Here is a 16555-nt window from a genome sequence, read left to right on the forward strand (position 1 = left end):
AAAATTTCAATCATTAACAACTTCTCCTTGCAAGAAATGTATCCAAGTCTCAATATTGCGCTTAGGAATAAAGATAGCAATAGCTTCATCAGATCGACGCTCTGGCTGGGAATCTTCACTAAGAGAATTTGTTAACTAATTTAGTCGCTCCTGCAATTTTAAAAAAATCCTATTAAAAACCCGTTGTTGCGCGAAGCGCTATAATTACTGATTTAAGGTTTGGCGAAATGATTTGGCGGCAACTAAAGGATTAGGATGTTGTACATATTCTGCCAATATTGTTAAATTGATATCGGGGAGAATTTCACTATTATTGATTAATTCATAGCCTGATGTTTGCTGAAATTGTTCGACATTTTCAGACCGAAAATGATAAACTAAAAACCGATTATTTTGCCAAAACCAAACCTCACGGACTCCCAATCTTTGATAAACTTCTAAACGATTAATTCCCCCACTGGTAATTACAACTTCAATTGCTAAATCAGGAATTTCCTGATTACTTCCAATACAATAACTTTCATCGGGTTCGGTTCCCCCACGTTGTTCTGGGTTTCGCAATGTCATCGAACCTGTGGGATAATATTCCGTATCCGTTTCCAAAAAATAAATCAGTAATAAATCTCCAATTAGAGTTTTAATCCTTTCATGGTTGCGACTTGGTGACATAACTTCTAAAATTCCATCCAAATAGGTTAAGCGAAATTCCAAACTATCCCCTAATTGAGTTAATAGGGTTTCATAATATTCCCAACTCACCTTATCCGTGATATAACGAACTTCTGAACCTTGCAGGTTTTCGTCAGGATTAAGTAAAATTTCCAGTTGACTAGCTAACATAGTTATTTCTCCTATTTAAAAAAATTAAATCAAAAACCCGTTGTTGCGCGAAGCTCTATAATTATTGATTTAAGGTTTGACGAAATGATTTGGCGGCAACTAAAGGATTAGGATGTTGTACATATTCTGCTAATATTGTTAAATTGATATCGGGGAGAATTTCACTATTATTGATTAATTCATAGCCTGATGTTTGCTGAAATTGTTCGACATTTTCAGACCGAAAATGATAAACTAAAAACCGATTATTTTGCCAAAACCAAACCTCACGGACTCCCAATCTTTGATAAACTTCTAAACGATTAATTCCCCCACTGGTAATTACAACTTCAATTGCTAAATCAGGAATTTCCTGATTACTTCCAATACAATAACTTTCATCGGGTTCGGTTCCCCCACGTTGTTCTGGGTTTCGCAACGTCATCGAACCTGTGGGATAATATTCCGTATCTGTTTCCAAAAAATAGATTTCTAAAAGGGTTCCAATTTGGGTTTTAATCCTTTCATGGTTGCGACTTGGTGACATAATTTCTAAAATTCCATCCAAATAGGTTAAGCGAAATTCCAAACTATCCCCTAATTGAGTTAATAGGGTTTCATAATATTCCCAACTCACCTTATCCGTGATATAACGAACTTCTGAACCTGGTAGGTTTTCATCAGGATTAAGTAAAGTTTCTAGTTTACTCGCCAACATAATTAGTTCTCCTCTTATATCAAAAACCCGTTGTTGCGCTTCAGCGCATCCTAAAACTTCTCATTAAAAAAATTAACCCCCTAATTCCTATCCTAACTTAATTTTAAAACATCCGTAAAAGTTGAACAATGGGCTGGTAAATCATAAACCCCAGGATGGATAGGATTTTGATAATTAAAATGGCGATAATCTAAGCAAAAACGATCCCAATCTGCCATTTGGATTCTAAATAACCAGATAAAAAAGTTAGCCAAACCCGGAGATAAATTAAACCTAAAATAAATCCGTTTATGGTAATATTCACAAGCTGTTTCTACCAATTGATTTAAAGTAATTGCCGGATTTCCTAAAACAAATTGTTCCGTTTCTTGAGAAATTGGAGGATGATTAACCAAATAATACACCACTTGAGCAATATCGGCAGAATGAATAAAATGAAAACTCGAATCTGCTTGAAACCAACGAATTAAATTCATCCATTTCACCACATCAGAAATACCCCCAGACAAATGGGAATAGGGTTTATTGGGTTCTCCTCCTAAAACTAAAGTCGGAAATAATACCCTTAAATGCGGTAAATTAGGAGCTATTTTTAATAATTCCTGTAAACATTCATATTTAGTTCTAATATAATCCGTGCCAATTTCTCCCGCTTCCGGTAATAAATTATTATTTCTATCTAAAATACTAGCAGTTGAAAAATATAAAATTTGTTCGCAAATTTGAGGATTTAATAATTTCACTAACTCCAAATTTGCCTTAACATTAACCTCTAAAACCTCTTGATATCCTCCCCAAGCGGTAGCAATTAAAATCACCGTATTAATTGTAGGTAATAAATCTTTGAATTGATCAATTTCTCTTAAATCCCCCTGAATAATATGAATACCCGGACGACTCTGATAATCAAATCCTAATTTTTCGGGATTTCTGACGAGTAGAAATAATTCATCTTCGGTATTTTGAATTAGTTTTTCGACAAGATAATGACCAATACAACCACTCGCACCAGTAACAAAAATTCGTTTTTTCATATTATTAATAATTAGGCGGGTTTAGTTAATTTGTTGGTGGGGGTATTCAAGATTGATTTGAACTCTCCCCTACAACCTCTATAAATCTTGAATATATCCTCTTTGTGTCTTCGTGTCTTTGTGTTTTTTTTCAGAAAATCAACAATACCAAAAACTTCCAATATGGGATTTCTAGGGTGGGGAAACCCAACCCTAGATGCGCTTAAGCGCAACAACGGCGCAACAACAGAATTAAGGATTAACCTTTTAATAATTGATCCGCTTGTTTTGCCGTTTCAAAGAAATAGGCAACGTTTTCTTCTGGAGTATTTTGGAGAACACCATGCCCTAAATTGAGGATATGACCTTGATTTCCAGCTTTTCTAATGGTATCTAAAATCCGATCCCGGATATTTTCTTTAGACCCGAATAAAATACAGGGATCAAGATTACCCTGAACCCCAATATTTTGACCCAGACGTTGACGTGCATCAGCCATATCAACCATCCAGTCTACACTAATAAAATCAAACCCAGTTTTAGCCATCCGTTCTAATAATCCCGAACCGCCACTAATATAAAGAATTAAAGGCGTATCAGGGTGGGTTTGTCTAACTTGATCAACCACCCGTTTTTGATAGGGAAGGGCAAAAACATCATAATCTTGGGGACTTAATTGACCCGCCCAAGAATCAAACATTTGAATTACTTGGGCCCCGGAATCAATTTGATAACGGACATAAACAGCGATCGCATCGGCAATTTTTTCTAAGAATTTATGCAGAATTAAAGGCTCAGAAAATGCCATTTTTTTAATAATCGTATAATCCTTAGAACTCTTACCTTCAACCGCATAGGCCGCCAACGTCCAAGGAGCACCCACAAACCCTAATACAGTGGCTTGATTTCCTACTTCCCGACGTAAAGTTTGCAGAATTTCTCGAATAAAAGGAAGTTTTTCTTCCGGTTCAATTGGATGCAGTTTTTCAATTTGTTCTAAACTACGAATGGGAGGATTAATAATCGGCCCTTTGCTTTCGATAATATCAAAATCAATCCCAATTCCAGGTAAAGGCGTTAGAATATCAGAAAACAAAATCACCCCATCTGGTTGAAAAGCCCGGAAAGGTTGGAGGGAAATCTCAACAGCAATATCCGTTTTTTCAGATCGGTCACGGAAGGAAGGATATTTTTCTCGCAGATCACGATAGGCTTTCATATAGCGACCCGCCTGGCGCATCATCCATACGGGGGGACGATCTAGTTTTTCACCACGAGTAGCACGCAACAAATAAGGAACTTGGGTCGATTCGGTCATTTTAACGTTACTAAAGTTTAAAAAAGTTTTTAGGCCAATCCTTAGCTTACCACTGAAGGGGGTTGACTGTTGAGGTTTGACCGTTCACCCTCGTCTCTCCCCTTCCCTATAATCACCTTGTCCTATTTTTTGCCTTTTGCGGAGGGACAGTTGGGGTGAATACCGCCTTGAGAGCAGATATATTGAATTTGGTTAGAATCCAAATTAAGGGAATTACTAAAATCCACCTTTTTCAGACGGATGGATTGAACCGTTTCATCGGATTTAGCAATAAATTGATCAGCTTTATTTTGTTCAGAAGCTACAAAGATTGCCCCTTTAAAATTTGCCCCGTCTAATTTTGCTCCTTGGAAATTAACTAAACTTAAATTAGCACTTTTGAAATTAGCATCTTGCAATCGGGAATTTTTAAAATTTGAACCCGTAAGTTTAGCGGAGCTAAAATCTGTCCCTTGTGCATTTATTCCTGAGAAATTTACCGCAGAAACATCGGCATTTTTAAAGTTAGTTTGTCTTAAATCTCCTCCTTGAAAATTTGCACCTGGGGCTTTAGCTTCAGTAAAACGAGCCTTTTTTAAATTAGCGTTAGACAAATCAGCACTGGCTAATTCCGCCCCGGTGAATTTAGCATCGGTGAGGTTAGCTTGTTGTAAATTGGAACCTAATAATTGAGCGTTGCTGAAATTAGCTCCGGTTAAATCGGCTTTAGATAAATTGGCTTTATTCAGATTTGCCTTTAAAAAATTAGTATATTTTAATAGGGTATTACTCAAGAAAGCTCCGGTTAAATCAGCCTCGGTTAAATCCGCGCCACTTAAATCAGAAATCCAATCATCGAAGGTTTCTAATCGTCCATCATTCCCTGGACTGGCGAAGCGACTATTTTTTAAATTAGCTTGATTGAGGTTCGTGTTTTTAAAGCTAATTCCTGATAAATCCGTTTGTTCTAAAACCAAGGTAAATTGCATCGGCGGGGTTAAATTTTGGCCTAAATCAATCCGACTTAAATCAGTATTATGGATAAATCCCCCATAAACTTTTAGAATTTTAGAGATCGCTCTTTGAGTTGCTTGTAGTCTTCGCCCTGCCAACTGTTTTTCTTTGTTTTCTGCCCCAAACTTCATCGAATCTAAATCATTTTTTAGGGCTTGATTTAATCGTCTTAAATGGGGTAAGGCTTCAGGCCCGGTACTCACCAAGGCTTGTTGAGTTACATCAATTAAGACAGGGTTTTCTTCCTGAGCTAATACGTCCACTAATAGGGGAATTGCCCGGGGATCTTTAATCGCCCCTAACGCTAAAATTGCCCCACGTTTTTGGGTAACATCCGTGGCAGCATTGGGGGATAATTTATTAACTAAAGCTAGAAAAACCTGATTATCTTGTTGTTGAAATTCCCGACGGTTAGCTTGGTTTTGAATATAAATTTGAGTACCAACAAAAGTTCCTAATACCGCCACCAGACTAGCACTACTAACAATAACTAAAGTTAAACCAGGATGTTGACGCATCCATGCCCATAAATTAAACTCCAGTTTTGGTGTTTCCGTACTGATAACTAGGCTATGAACCGCATTATCTTCATTCACCCAATCGTAATTTGTAAAGGGGTTAAACACCAAGATTCTAGGAACGTCCTGTACCAAAGTTCCTGCTAATAAATCATGTCCCGTCCGACCTTGAAATCGTTTCGCAATCAGAGCATCTCCGAGGAAAGTCGCACTAGATAAAACCCCTAAAATTAATAAATTAGGATAGGCTCCCGTCACTTGCCAAAGACCGTAGGCAATGCCCAGGGGGATACCCCAACGACCAATTAATTCTCGACGAAATGCCCGTCCCCATCCCGGGGCTGAACCATTAGGACTCACGACCTGAACTCCAAACCAAAGTTTGGGTAAGGTTTGACCCCGTTTAGCTAACAAATAAAATTGCCATCCTCCCACCACTAGGGGCAGAAGTAGCGCACCTGACCAAAATAGATTGGTTAATGGGGCGACTTTCGGACTGCGATCGCGTACAGGAATTCCCAACGTAGCCGCAACGGTTTCCGAAGTGACTCGCACCACCGGATTGAGAGGAACCGGTTGGGGACTGCGGTTAAAGACAGAGCCCAGGGTAAAAGGAATTAACCCACTCGCCGCCACTAAGGATACTTCCGCCACAAACGCCCCCCATCGACGCACCCAAAAGGGCAATGGCTTCGAGGAGACATTATGCCAGGATGAAGGAGATTGAGATTGATCTGTTTCTCTATCTACAGTAGGGTTTGCCATAGTTCAAAAAATTCCAGGTAGGTCGTTAGGATGGAAAAAACGGAAAAAAATCAAAATGCTTTGTTAGAGTTTATAACTAAATATAGGTCTTTCCCCCTGTCTCCTGTATTAAGTAGTTGCACAAAATAAATTACCTAGTTGAGAGAGGGAACACCGGAACAACAGCCCCCCCAAACCCCCCGTGTGGGGCTAGGGGGGGAGGGAACACCGGAACAACAGCCCCCCCAAACCCCCCGTGTGGGGCTAGGGGGGGAGGGAACAGGGTGGAGGATGTGTAATTAATTTTGTTTAGGTACTTATAGCAAGAGGCAATAGGGAATAGGCAATCTCGCTATAGGTAAATACTTACTGTGAGCAGCTTTTAGCCTTCAAGAATGTCCTAATAGATGTGGCGACTGCTATATCTCTACACAGGCAAAATACTACTGCACTTTGCTCAAAAAAGAGGGGATTACACATTAAGTAAAAACCCTACACCGTATGTAATGCAGGAGTTCTAACTATTGTCTATGTGTAGTATTTGAAGAAGCGGGTGGCGGGAATCGAACCCGCATTAATAGCTTGGAAGGCTATAGTTTTACCACTAAACTACACCCGCGTTTTGCTGTCACAATTTCCAACTATAGCATAAACCTCAGAAATGTAAACCCCCAGTTCTCAAAGTTTTTTTTGAGGACTGGGTTTACACCACCGGGACATCAGCTAAGACGCAGAGGATTCAACGGTTTGCTTGGGTTTGAACTGCACCGATAGATAGTTTATGGCTTGTTTAGCAAAGGACTGTAACAAATTGGCCTGTTGATTCTGCTGGAATACGGTTTGTAGGGTTTTCTTGAGACTATCCCAATTCAAACTCGGATTGTCGGTGGCTTCTAACAGTATGGACTGGGCTTGAAAATATTCAATTAAACTCAACCCGGCAATTCGGGTTAAATAGGCCGCACTCACCCCCTGTACCAAACTTCCCGCCATAAATGTTACCGTATTTGTTTTTAATAACGAGGTTAAGGTTTGGGTAGAGATTTCCACAAACCCCAATTTCAACATCTGGGTGCTAATAGTTGTGGCAACGTCTTGACCTTGTTTTAGGGAAAATTTCTGTTGATAAATTGCCCCTAAATCCATCACCAATTGGGCATTAACGGCCGCCGTTGCTAACATATCTAAAGCCGGAACTGGATTGGCTACCGTTGCTGCCGCCGCAATCCATTGATATTTTTCAATCAGAGGTAAAGCCTGTTCTCGACGTAATTGATTGAAAATTTCTTTCGCTTGCCGTTGCAATTCTAAGGCTTCCCGATAGGTTGTTGCTAATACTAACTTTTGCTGTTCTTGAGTTAAAATAGTATTAAGACGGTTGACTACAGAATCAAGGATAGGTAATTGGGGTTCTAACCATTCTTGAATTGTACCATCATCTTGATGTTGACGGACTTTGACCGGATTGGGAGAAGCTGCGATCGCCACAATATCATCCGGGGATAATACCCCCGTTAATGTGGTTTTTAACTGCTGCAAAATCACAGGTTGATCTCCAATTAAATATTGATCTTGCTTATTCCAAGCTAAAATTAAATAATGGTTATTAGCCACCAATTCAGATACAGTTTTAAATTCGGGGTCGGTTAAATCTCCGGCGGTGACAAATAAAACCACATCCGCCGTGATTAAATTGGGGAGGGCAGAATCGAGTTCTGGGGTGGAAATTTCCGTTAAACTTAATATCTGAGGTTGTTGGGATAGCCCGTCAGACTCTAACCTTTGTAATAAGGCGGTTTTCCCTGTACCTTTGTGACCCGCAATTGCTACCCGCAGGGCTGTGCGTTGTAGTTGGCCGTTGAGTTGCTCCCCTTGCTGTTTTAGAGCCTCTAAACGGCTATTCTGAGTTGGGGATTCTGTGGCTAAACGATCAATCAGACTTTGAGTTTGGGCGATCGCCTTTTCTACTTTATCCTGATTTAAAGGTTCTGGAGGCGGCGACAATTCCAGGGATTCTGTCCTTTGTTGCTTAAACCACCACAGTCCAGCACTACTGAAGGCTAAACCAAATAGCACTATTTGTCCGAGTTCAGAAGCTGAATGCTGAACACTTTCCAACAACCATAGACCGAAAGAAAGTCCGACCCCCCCAATTAAAATTGGGCGTTCCAATTTAACTGCCATTTTGTCCTCCGCCAACGCATCAATTAACCCTAATTTCTATGGTACTTCGACTAGGGCAATTTGTGTAATTTTAGCTCAAAATCACCGCCACTGATCGGCTTGTTAGCATTCAGGATCTTGATTAATTTAAACTTACTATATTAAGTATTTTTTTCAAAACCAATTTATCTGAATCAATAATTAATAAAAAGCTGTTTAAACATTCGTTAACCTTAATTTTACCCCAATTTCTCAATATTGACTAAATTTTTTCCAATTTTAACCATTTAGAATTACAATAGAGATCGAGTATAACTTACATCCACCTACCTAGCCTCAAATTATGTCCAAAGCTAAAAAAACAGAGCCAAAAATTACTAAAGACATTAATCTTCAAGATCCCCAATATTATTTGAGTCGGGAACTTAGTTGGTTAGAATTTAACCGTCGGGTCTTAGCAGAAGCCTTAGATCCTCAAAATCCTCTGTTAGAAAGGTTAAAATTCATAGCTATTTTTAGTTCTAATTTAGACGAATTTTTTATGGTGCGAGTAGCTGGAATTAAGAGACAAATTGAAGCCCAAGTCAATAAAGTTACCGCCGATGGTCGGACTCCACAAGAGCAACTAAATGCTATCCATGAACGATTGTTACCAATGGTTACGGAACAGCACCAATATTTTGAACAACAAATTAGACCCGAATTAGCTCAAAATGGGATTCATTTATTAAGTTATATTGATCTAAATCAAGAACAAAGAAATTATTTAAAACATTATTTTGATGAAGGAATTTTTCCAGTTTTAACCCCCTTAGCCATTGACCGTAGCCATCCCTTTCCCTATTTATCTAATCTGAGTTTAAATTTAGCCGTGGTTCTCAAAAATCCTGAAACCAAAGAAGAATTATTTGCTAGGGTGAAAGTACCGAGTTCTTTACCTCGATTTATTTCCTTACCCAAGGAATTACGAGTCCAAGAAAATGGAGAATTTTCCCCTTGGGTTGGTATTCCTATTGGTCAAGTAATTGCCCATAATTTAGAATCCCTATTCCCAGGAATGGATATTCAAGATTATTATATTTTTAGGATTACCCGCGATGCTGATTTAGCCGTGCAAGAAGATGAGGCGGATGATTTATTATTAGCAATTGAACAAGAATTACGCAAACGTCGAGTCGGTGGGTCTGTGGTGCGTCTGGAAATTAATAGTTCAATCCCGGACTATTTACGCGATTTATTGGTAGATGAATTAGAGTTAGAATCTGAAGATATTTATACCGTAGATGGGTTGATGGGTTTACGGGATTTAATGTTTTTTATCAGTTTACCCTTACCCGAATTAAAAGATAAACCTTGGACTGCTGTTTTACCCCGTTGGATGAAAGAGAGTGAAGATATTATTGCGTCTAATCCAGAAACAGATGAAAAAGATATTTTTGCGATTTTACGACAAAAAGATGTCTTAGTTCATCACCCATACCATTCATTTTCTGCAACAGTTCAACAGTTTATTAATCAAGCAGCCCATGATCCCAATGTCTTAGCAATTAAAATGACATTATACCGCACTTCCGGGGATTCTCCGATTGTTACTTCTTTAATTGATGCGGCGGAAAATGGCAAACAGGTGGCAGTTTTAGTAGAACTTAAAGCTCGATTTGATGAAGAAAATAATATTCAATGGGCAAAAAAACTAGAACAAACTGGGGTTCATGTTGTTTATGGTTTAGTGGGTTTAAAAACCCATACAAAAATTGTCATGGTCGTGCGTCAGGAACAGGATAAAATTCGCCGTTATGTTCATATTGGCACGGGAAATTATAATCATAAAACTGCTAAATTATATACGGATTTAGGATTATTAAGTGCCTGTCCAGATTTAGGAGCAGATTTAACAGATTTATTCAATTTCTTAACCGGATATTCTCGTCAACAGTCCTATCGTAAACTCTTAGTTGCTCCGGTGAATATGCGAAAACGATTTTTAGAGTTAATTCGTCGGGAAATCGAACAGGCAAATCAAGGGAAAACCGGGCGCATTGTGGTTAAACTTAATTCCTTAGTTGACCCGGAAATTATTGCCAGATTATATGAGGCATCTCAAGCGGGAGTTGGGATTGATTTAATTATCCGGGGAACCTGTAGTTTGCGTCCGGGTTTAGAGGGAATTAGTGATAATATTAAGGTGATTAGTATTATCGGAAGATTCTTAGAACATTCTCGGATTTTCTATTTTTATAATGGTGGACAGGAGGAGGTTTATATTGGTTCAGCAGATTGGATGTCTCGCAACTTAAATCGTCGGGTTGAAGCGGTAACTCCGATTAAAGATCCTGATATTGCTAAGGAGTTAGAAGAAATTTTAGGGATTATGTTATCGGATAATCGCAAAGCTTGGGATTTACAGCCCGATGGTCAATATATTCAACGTCATCCGCCAGAAAATACCCCAGAATTAATCGCCCATGATATCTTCATGGAAAATGCTTTAAAGAGTTAAAAAACATGAATTATTGGTTAATTAAATCTGAGCCGGATGTGTATAGTATTGAGGATTTAAAACGTGATAGGACTTCGATTTGGGACGGAGTGAGAAATTATCAAGCTCGAAATTTCCTCCAACAAATGCAAGTCGGAGATTTAGCGTTTTTTTATCATTCTAATACTAAACCTCCGGGGATTGTGGGATTAGCTAAAATTATTGAAAATAACCAAATTGACCCGACCCAATTTGATGTTAATAGTCCCTATTTTGATCCTCAAGCAACGCCAAATTCTCCCCGATGGTATACGGTAAAAGTGGAATTTTTGGAACAATTTTCTGCTATTATTAGTTTGGAGAGTCTGAAACAAACCTTTAATTCCGAGGAATTTGGCGTTGTCAAACGGGGAAATCGCTTATCAGTAATGCCTGTTTTACCATCCATTGCTGAGAGAATTTTAAAGTTGAAATAATGATCACGGATTTAAGAGGATTTCACGGATTTCACGGATTTTAATCTGTGTTAATCGGCGTAATCCTATTAAATCTGATAACTGATTATTTGAGGATTGCGGAAAATACCAAAAACGGTTACAATGATGTAGTATTTAAACATTACACTTTTAAATCTTGAGGCATTGATTCAAACAGAAACCTTAGAACTACTGGAATGGCAACGGTTATGTCGTCATTTATCCACCTTTACGGCGACAAAACTGGCTGCTGTGGCGGCGCAGCATTTACACATTCCGACAACTCCCGCAGAAACTTTGCAATTATTAGCACAAACTCAAGAAACTTACAAATTAGAACTGCGACAAAATGGTTTAAAATTTGAAGGAATTGAAGACATTAGTGTTTATTTAGAACGGGTAGAACGCCATGGAATGTTATCAGGAAATGAACTATTAGCGATTGCCACAACCTTAGCCGGAGCGAGACAATTACGGCGAATTATTAATAACCATTCCGATATTCCTATTATAACAGAATTTGTCTCAGAATTAAGAACCTATCCCGAACTAGAGCAGGAAATTTATCACTGTATTGATGAACGGGGAGATGTTGCAGATCGAGCTAGTGTTAAATTAGGGGGAATTAGAGGACAATTACGAAGTATTAGAGATCGGGTTTATGAGATTTTGCAACATATTATTCAACGCAAATCTAACGCCGTTCAAGAACAATTAATTACTCAAAGAAGTGATCGCTTTGTAATTCCAGTTAAAGCATCTCAAAAAGATGTAATTCCTGGGATTGTTCATGATAGCTCAACAACGGGAGCGACCTTATACATTGAACCGAAATCAACAATTGATCTCAATAATCAACTCCGACAAATTCAACGGCTAGAAAAAGCTGAAGAAGATATTATTTTACAGGAATTAAGTGAACAAATTGGGGCAGTTAAACCGGATTTAGAACGATTATTAATGATTGTAACTACTCTTGATTTAGCTGTTGCTAAAGCTCGTTATAGTCTGTGGTTAGAAGCCAATCCTCCCCGTTTTATTGATTTAGAATCATCAGAAGATTCAACCTTAAATTCCATCAATTTAAGACAACTCCGCCATCCTTTATTAGTTTGGCAACAACAACATGAACAGGGATTTCCCGTTGTTCCTATTGATGTTATAGTTAATCCTAAGATTAGAGTTGTAGCGATTACCGGGCCGAATACCGGAGGCAAAACCGTTACTTTAAAAACTATTGGATTAGCGGCATTAATGGCAAAAGTCGGGTTATTTATTCCCGCTAGAGAACCCGTTGAAATACCTTGGTTTGATCAGGTTTTAGCTGATATTGGAGATGAACAATCCATTGAACAAAACCTCTCGACTTTCTCGGGTCATATTCGCAGAATTAGCCGAATCTTAGAAGCGATTAATCCTCAAACCGAAAACCGTTTTTCTAGTTTAATTTTACTAGATGAAGTGGGCGCAGGAACCGATCCCACCGAAGGAAGTGCCTTAGCGATCGCCTTATTACAATATTTGGCCGATCATGCTTTATTAACTATAGCAACTACTCACTTTGGAGAACTAAAATCCTTAAAATATGAAGATGAAAGATTTGAAAATGCCTCCGTTGAATTTAACGAACAATCCTTACAACCCACCTATAGATTATTATGGGGCATTCCAGGGCGTTCTAATGCCTTAACTATCGCCAAACGGTTAGGATTAAACCCAGAAATCATAGAAAAAGCGACGGGTTATGTGGGGGAAACTTCCGAGGAAGTTAATCAAGTAATTGCCGGGTTAGAAGCACAACGTCGTCAACAGGAAACCAAAGCTCAAGCCGCAGGTCAATTATTAAAAGATACGGAACGTTTGCATCAGGAATTAGCTCAAAAATCAGCAAATTTAAAAGAACGAGAACGGGAGTTAAAACAAATTCAAGAAAAGGCAATTCAAGAAACATTAATTCAAGCTAAATCTGAAATTGCCAAAGTAATTCATCGCTTACAACAGGGGACACCAACGGGTCAAGATACCAGCCAAGCAACGGAAGCTTTAAACCAAATTGCCGGGCAGTATTTACCCTCTAAAAAAACTACCCCAAAACTACCCCCAGAATTTAAACCCAAGGTGGGAGATCGGATTAGAATACCCCGTTTTGGTCAAACCGCAGAAGTCTTAAGTGAACCCACTCCAGAAGGTCAAATTACCGTCCGATTTGGGATGATGAAAATGACCGTTAGTTTAGGAGAAATTGAATCCTTAGATGGTTTAAAACCTGTTATTCCTAAAGCTAAAGAACATAAAAAAGAACCCATTCCCGCAAAAGAAACCAAACCCGAAAGACCGATTGTTAGAACTTCTAATAATACCATTGATCTCAGAGGAAAACGCACTTCAGAAGCAGAAAGTGAACTAGATCGAATGTTAGGTCAAATTCATGATTTTGGAGCAATTTGGATTATTCATGGTAAGGGAACAGGACAACTTAGAAAAGGAGTTCATGAATTTTTGACAAACCATCCTTTAGTCGAACGATTTGAATTAGCACCGCCTAATGATGGCGGAATTGGTGTTACAATTGCTTATTTAAGGAATTAATAGGAAACTTCCCTTTTTGATTCCCATGACCCCTAACCCCCCTTGGTAAGGGGAGAATTAGATTAAACTCCTCCTTTTTAATGCAAGGAATTAGATTAAACTCCTCCTTTTTAATGCAAGGAATTAGCTCAAAGTCCCACTTTTTAAGGGGGATTTAGGGGAATCTGATCTCGGATATAATAAGTGGTCTTGAAAATGCTGCATTCAAATTCTATTAATGATCAAAAATCCAATACAAATAGATATGATTTAGAACCGGAACCCAAACCCGAACAAAGGGGAAAAATCACGGTTCAACTTCAGGTATTATTACTGGCAATTGAAGCTTTAATTGGTATTCCCTTAGAAACAATTTTACAAGTCGGAAATCTGCTAAAATTAGAGCCTAATGTTCCCGACCGAATTGAATTATTGCAAAAAAAATCAGAAGAAAATCCCTTATCCCTTGAAGAAATGCGATCGCTAGTGCCAATTATTTGTTATATTGCTCAACAGGATCAAATTTTAATTCGTCGAGCCCTGGGTTTAGTTGAACAAATGGCACAGCAAAAAACCGATTTTCGTCAAGTCACCTTGCTGCGGGAATATTTGGATACATTTAATGAAAGTTATCAACAGTGGATGACCCGACATCCTCAAACCCCCCTAGACCTTGACACCCTAGCGATTAAATTACTAATTGACTTATTATTTTATAGTAAACCCAATAGCCATCAACAATTATGGTTAACATTAATTGATTCTCCATTCTAATCTATCATTAACGGTCAACTTATTATGATGATTATTCGACGCTATACTCCCCCAACTTGTACCTTAGAAGTCCAGGCGAAACGTCCTTTTATCTCTCGCCCGAAACAACAACCTATTTTAAAACAGTTTAAATTTAAACTCTGCTTTGATGATCCTCGTTTACCCGATGCCGATCATATTACCATTGAAGGCGATCGCAATCAACTAGAAACTCTCTCTCAAGTCATCAAAAATTATATTCAAAATCTGCTTAATTTTGCCCAAATATCAACCCATGAACCCGCAACACTTTCCCTAAAATCTTCCACTGAAAACACCCCATCATTTGTTATTTTTGACGAAACCAACTTAGAAATTAAAATTAAACCCGATGGCTTATTATACCATGATTTATTCCTAGGAAACTTATCTAAAAACTCTACTAACTTATTTATTCATCTCAGCGTTTTACAACTATTTGACCTCTCGGCTGCTTTAGAAGAATATATAACAGAATCCGAAAATTTATCCAATCTAAAATCCCTAGAAAAAACCACCCCCGAATGGTTAAAAACAATTTTATTTATTATTATTTCTATTGGCTGTTTAACCGGGACAATTAAACTAATAAATCTCTATCGACAACCCCAAAATCAAACCGCTACCCAACCCGCACAAACCGTTAAAATTCCGCCCCCAAATCTGGTTCCCTTACCCCCTCCACCCAAGTTAGCACCGCTTCCCGTCCCGTCTGCACCCCCGATTCAGATTAAAGTCGTTCCCAATTTACCCCCCGTCAATACCGCCCCCCTGCCCATTCCCGCCCCTCTGTTTCCGAACCCGACAACCCCCCAAACCATACCCGACCTGCAACCCGCACCCGATGGGTTCGTTATTATTCCCCAGGACTCTCCGGTGACAGATGGGTCTGTACCCCCCGCACCGCCGCCCTTAACGGCCACCGTACCCCCGCCCCCACCCCGCCTAGCCGTGGCTCCAACCCAAGCGCTGCCCCCATCTCCGCCCGTAATTTTTGCACCCCAAACTATTGAATTACCCACCTTAAAAAATGCGGCTCCTCCGGTTATTTTAAACGTACCTTCTGCGGAAAATTCCTCAAATTCTTCGCCAGAAAATCCCGACCCAGATAAACAGAATTATTTGGCTCAACTGAATAAACGTCCCCCCACAATTGCCGCCACTCGTCAACAGGATACCACCCTATTTGATCAAATTCCTCAAGTCAGTGAAGTCAGAAACTATTTTCAAAATATTTGGTATCCTCCTAAAAACTTAAAACGCACCTTACAATATAGTTTAAAACTCAATTCCGATGGTTCTTTGCAAACTATTACCCCTGTTGGTCAACCTGCGGTTAATCGACAAAAACAATTAGATTTTCCAGAAATTGGGAAACCCTTTGTGTCTCCTTTGGAGTCAGGAAAAACCCCTAAAATTCGTTTAGTTTTACAGCCGGATGGTAGTGTTCAAGCGTTTTTAGAATCCTTAAATTAGGGTTTTTATAGCGGTGTTTCCCAAAATTTCCCCGTTAATAAAATGTCTACATCCTGGGGAAAAGGACAAATATCAGAAAACTCTGCATCATATTCAATTTGCATATTTCCCAAAGCTTCCTGATAACAATTGAGATAAATTTCTTGTAGATAATTTCTCAAACTCGGAGAATCCCTTAGCTGTTTTTTTATATCCTGTTGCGTTCGAGAAATCGTTACTTCCCAACCTCGATAACAATCGGGTAACGGAACATAACACCGTTTCAAAGCGTGTTCAAATAATGTCGTTAATCGACTTTCTAATTCCCGTTTATCCCGCTTACCCAAAGATTCGATCTCCTCAATTAAATTGTCCCAATCTAAATTTTCAATATTTCGAGATTTTAACTGATTAACCGTATCTGCAATCCAGAGTGCAAAATCAATATCATAAAGTGTTTTTAACGAAGTTTTGGTCATAATTATAACCTACATTTTGA

12 protein-coding genes and 1 tRNA gene are annotated in these 16555 nt (G+C 38.8%); 5 read left to right on the forward strand and 8 right to left on the reverse strand.

Features of this window, described 5'->3' with window-relative positions; translation table 11 throughout:
• Positions 1-204: 204 nt before the first annotated feature.
• From NMG88_RS09525 to NMG88_RS09555, 7 genes are all read right to left on the reverse strand, one after another.
• Positions 205-840 carry a Uma2 family endonuclease gene (locus NMG88_RS09525; protein ID WP_227358102.1) on the reverse strand — a complete coding sequence of 212 codons (636 nt, stop codon included), beginning with the start codon at positions 838-840 and terminating at the stop codon, positions 205-207.
• A 61-nt stretch (positions 841-901) separates the two neighbouring features.
• Entirely contained in the window at positions 902-1537 is a 636-nt protein-coding gene (locus NMG88_RS09530) for a Uma2 family endonuclease (RefSeq protein WP_042155649.1), read from the reverse strand.
• Positions 1538-1629: 92 nt separating this feature from the next.
• Positions 1630-2571: an NAD-dependent epimerase/dehydratase family protein gene (locus tag NMG88_RS09535; protein WP_026786065.1), complete on the reverse strand. Its 942-nt coding sequence runs from the start codon at positions 2569-2571 to the stop codon at positions 1630-1632.
• A 238-nt stretch (positions 2572-2809) separates the two neighbouring features.
• Complete coding sequence (hemE, locus tag NMG88_RS09540; RefSeq protein ID WP_227351047.1) at positions 2810-3868, reverse strand: uroporphyrinogen decarboxylase; 1059 nt, start codon at positions 3866-3868, stop codon at positions 2810-2812.
• Between the two features lie 122 nt (positions 3869-3990).
• Complete coding sequence (locus NMG88_RS09545) at positions 3991-6144, reverse strand: pentapeptide repeat-containing protein (protein WP_227351046.1); 2154 nt, start codon at positions 6142-6144, stop codon at positions 3991-3993.
• Between the two features lie 527 nt (positions 6145-6671).
• Positions 6672-6742 (reverse strand) — tRNA-Gly (locus NMG88_RS09550).
• A 104-nt stretch (positions 6743-6846) separates the two neighbouring features.
• Complete coding sequence (locus tag NMG88_RS09555; protein ID WP_235751846.1) at positions 6847-8307, reverse strand: slr1306 family protein; 1461 nt, start codon at positions 8305-8307, stop codon at positions 6847-6849.
• 322 nt (positions 8308-8629) lie between these two features.
• Here NMG88_RS09555 and ppk1 point away from each other — a divergent pair, with 322 nt between their 5' ends.
• The 5 genes from ppk1 to NMG88_RS09580 all read left to right on the forward strand — a co-directional run bounded on the left by ppk1 (position 8630) and on the right by NMG88_RS09580 (position 16077).
• Positions 8630-10786 carry a polyphosphate kinase 1 gene (gene ppk1 / locus NMG88_RS09560; RefSeq protein WP_042155642.1) on the forward strand — a complete coding sequence of 719 codons (2157 nt, stop codon included), beginning with the start codon at positions 8630-8632 and terminating at the stop codon, positions 10784-10786.
• Between the two features lie 5 nt (positions 10787-10791).
• Entirely contained in the window at positions 10792-11241 is a 450-nt protein-coding gene (locus NMG88_RS09565; protein WP_042155641.1) for an EVE domain-containing protein, read from the forward strand.
• Between the two features lie 165 nt (positions 11242-11406).
• Complete coding sequence (locus tag NMG88_RS09570; protein WP_254035365.1) at positions 11407-13830, forward strand: endonuclease MutS2; 2424 nt, start codon at positions 11407-11409, stop codon at positions 13828-13830.
• A gap of 195 nt (positions 13831-14025) precedes the next feature.
• A complete protein-coding gene (locus NMG88_RS09575) occupies positions 14026-14583 on the forward strand; it encodes a DUF3038 domain-containing protein (protein ID WP_042155637.1) in 558 nt (185 codons plus the stop codon).
• Positions 14584-14607: 24 nt separating this feature from the next.
• Positions 14608-16077, forward strand: coding sequence for a DUF4335 domain-containing protein (locus NMG88_RS09580; RefSeq protein ID WP_254035366.1), 1470 nt, complete (start codon positions 14608-14610; stop codon positions 16075-16077).
• Positions 16078-16082: 5 nt separating this feature from the next.
• On the opposite strand, the gene NMG88_RS09585 is transcribed toward NMG88_RS09580, so the two are convergent.
• Complete coding sequence (locus NMG88_RS09585; protein WP_235751844.1) at positions 16083-16535, reverse strand: DUF29 domain-containing protein; 453 nt, start codon at positions 16533-16535, stop codon at positions 16083-16085.
• Between the last annotated feature and the right edge of the window lie 20 nt (positions 16536-16555).

The organism is Planktothrix agardhii (genome assembly GCF_904830935.1).
GTDB classification, from domain to species: domain Bacteria; phylum Cyanobacteriota; class Cyanobacteriia; order Cyanobacteriales; family Microcoleaceae; genus Planktothrix; species Planktothrix agardhii.

Bases quoted from the DNA above. Each gene is read 5' to 3' on its own strand.
- NMG88_RS09575 (WP_042155637.1), top strand. From the start codon at position 14,026: ATGCTGCATTCAAATTCTATTAATGATCAAAAATCCAATACAAATAGA.
- NMG88_RS09565 (WP_042155641.1), top strand. From the start codon at position 10,792: ATGAATTATTGGTTAATTAAATCTGAGCCGGATGTGTATAGTATTGAG.
- NMG88_RS09545 (WP_227351046.1), bottom strand. From the start codon at position 6,144: ATGGCAAACCCTACTGTAGATAGAGAAACAGATCAATCTCAATCTCCT.
- NMG88_RS09530 (WP_042155649.1), bottom strand. From the start codon at position 1,537: ATGTTGGCGAGTAAACTAGAAACTTTACTTAATCCTGATGAAAACCTA.
- NMG88_RS09585 (WP_235751844.1), bottom strand. From the start codon at position 16,535: ATGACCAAAACTTCGTTAAAAACACTTTATGATATTGATTTTGCACTC.
- NMG88_RS09580 (WP_254035366.1), top strand. From the start codon at position 14,608: ATGATGATTATTCGACGCTATACTCCCCCAACTTGTACCTTAGAAGTC.
- hemE (WP_227351047.1), bottom strand. From the start codon at position 3,868: ATGACCGAATCGACCCAAGTTCCTTATTTGTTGCGTGCTACTCGTGGT.
- NMG88_RS09525 (WP_227358102.1), bottom strand. From the start codon at position 840: ATGTTAGCTAGTCAACTGGAAATTTTACTTAATCCTGACGAAAACCTG.
- NMG88_RS09535 (WP_026786065.1), bottom strand. From the start codon at position 2,571: ATGAAAAAACGAATTTTTGTTACTGGTGCGAGTGGTTGTATTGGTCAT.
- ppk1 (WP_042155642.1), top strand. From the start codon at position 8,630: ATGTCCAAAGCTAAAAAAACAGAGCCAAAAATTACTAAAGACATTAAT.
- NMG88_RS09555 (WP_235751846.1), bottom strand. From the start codon at position 8,307: ATGGCAGTTAAATTGGAACGCCCAATTTTAATTGGGGGGGTCGGACTT.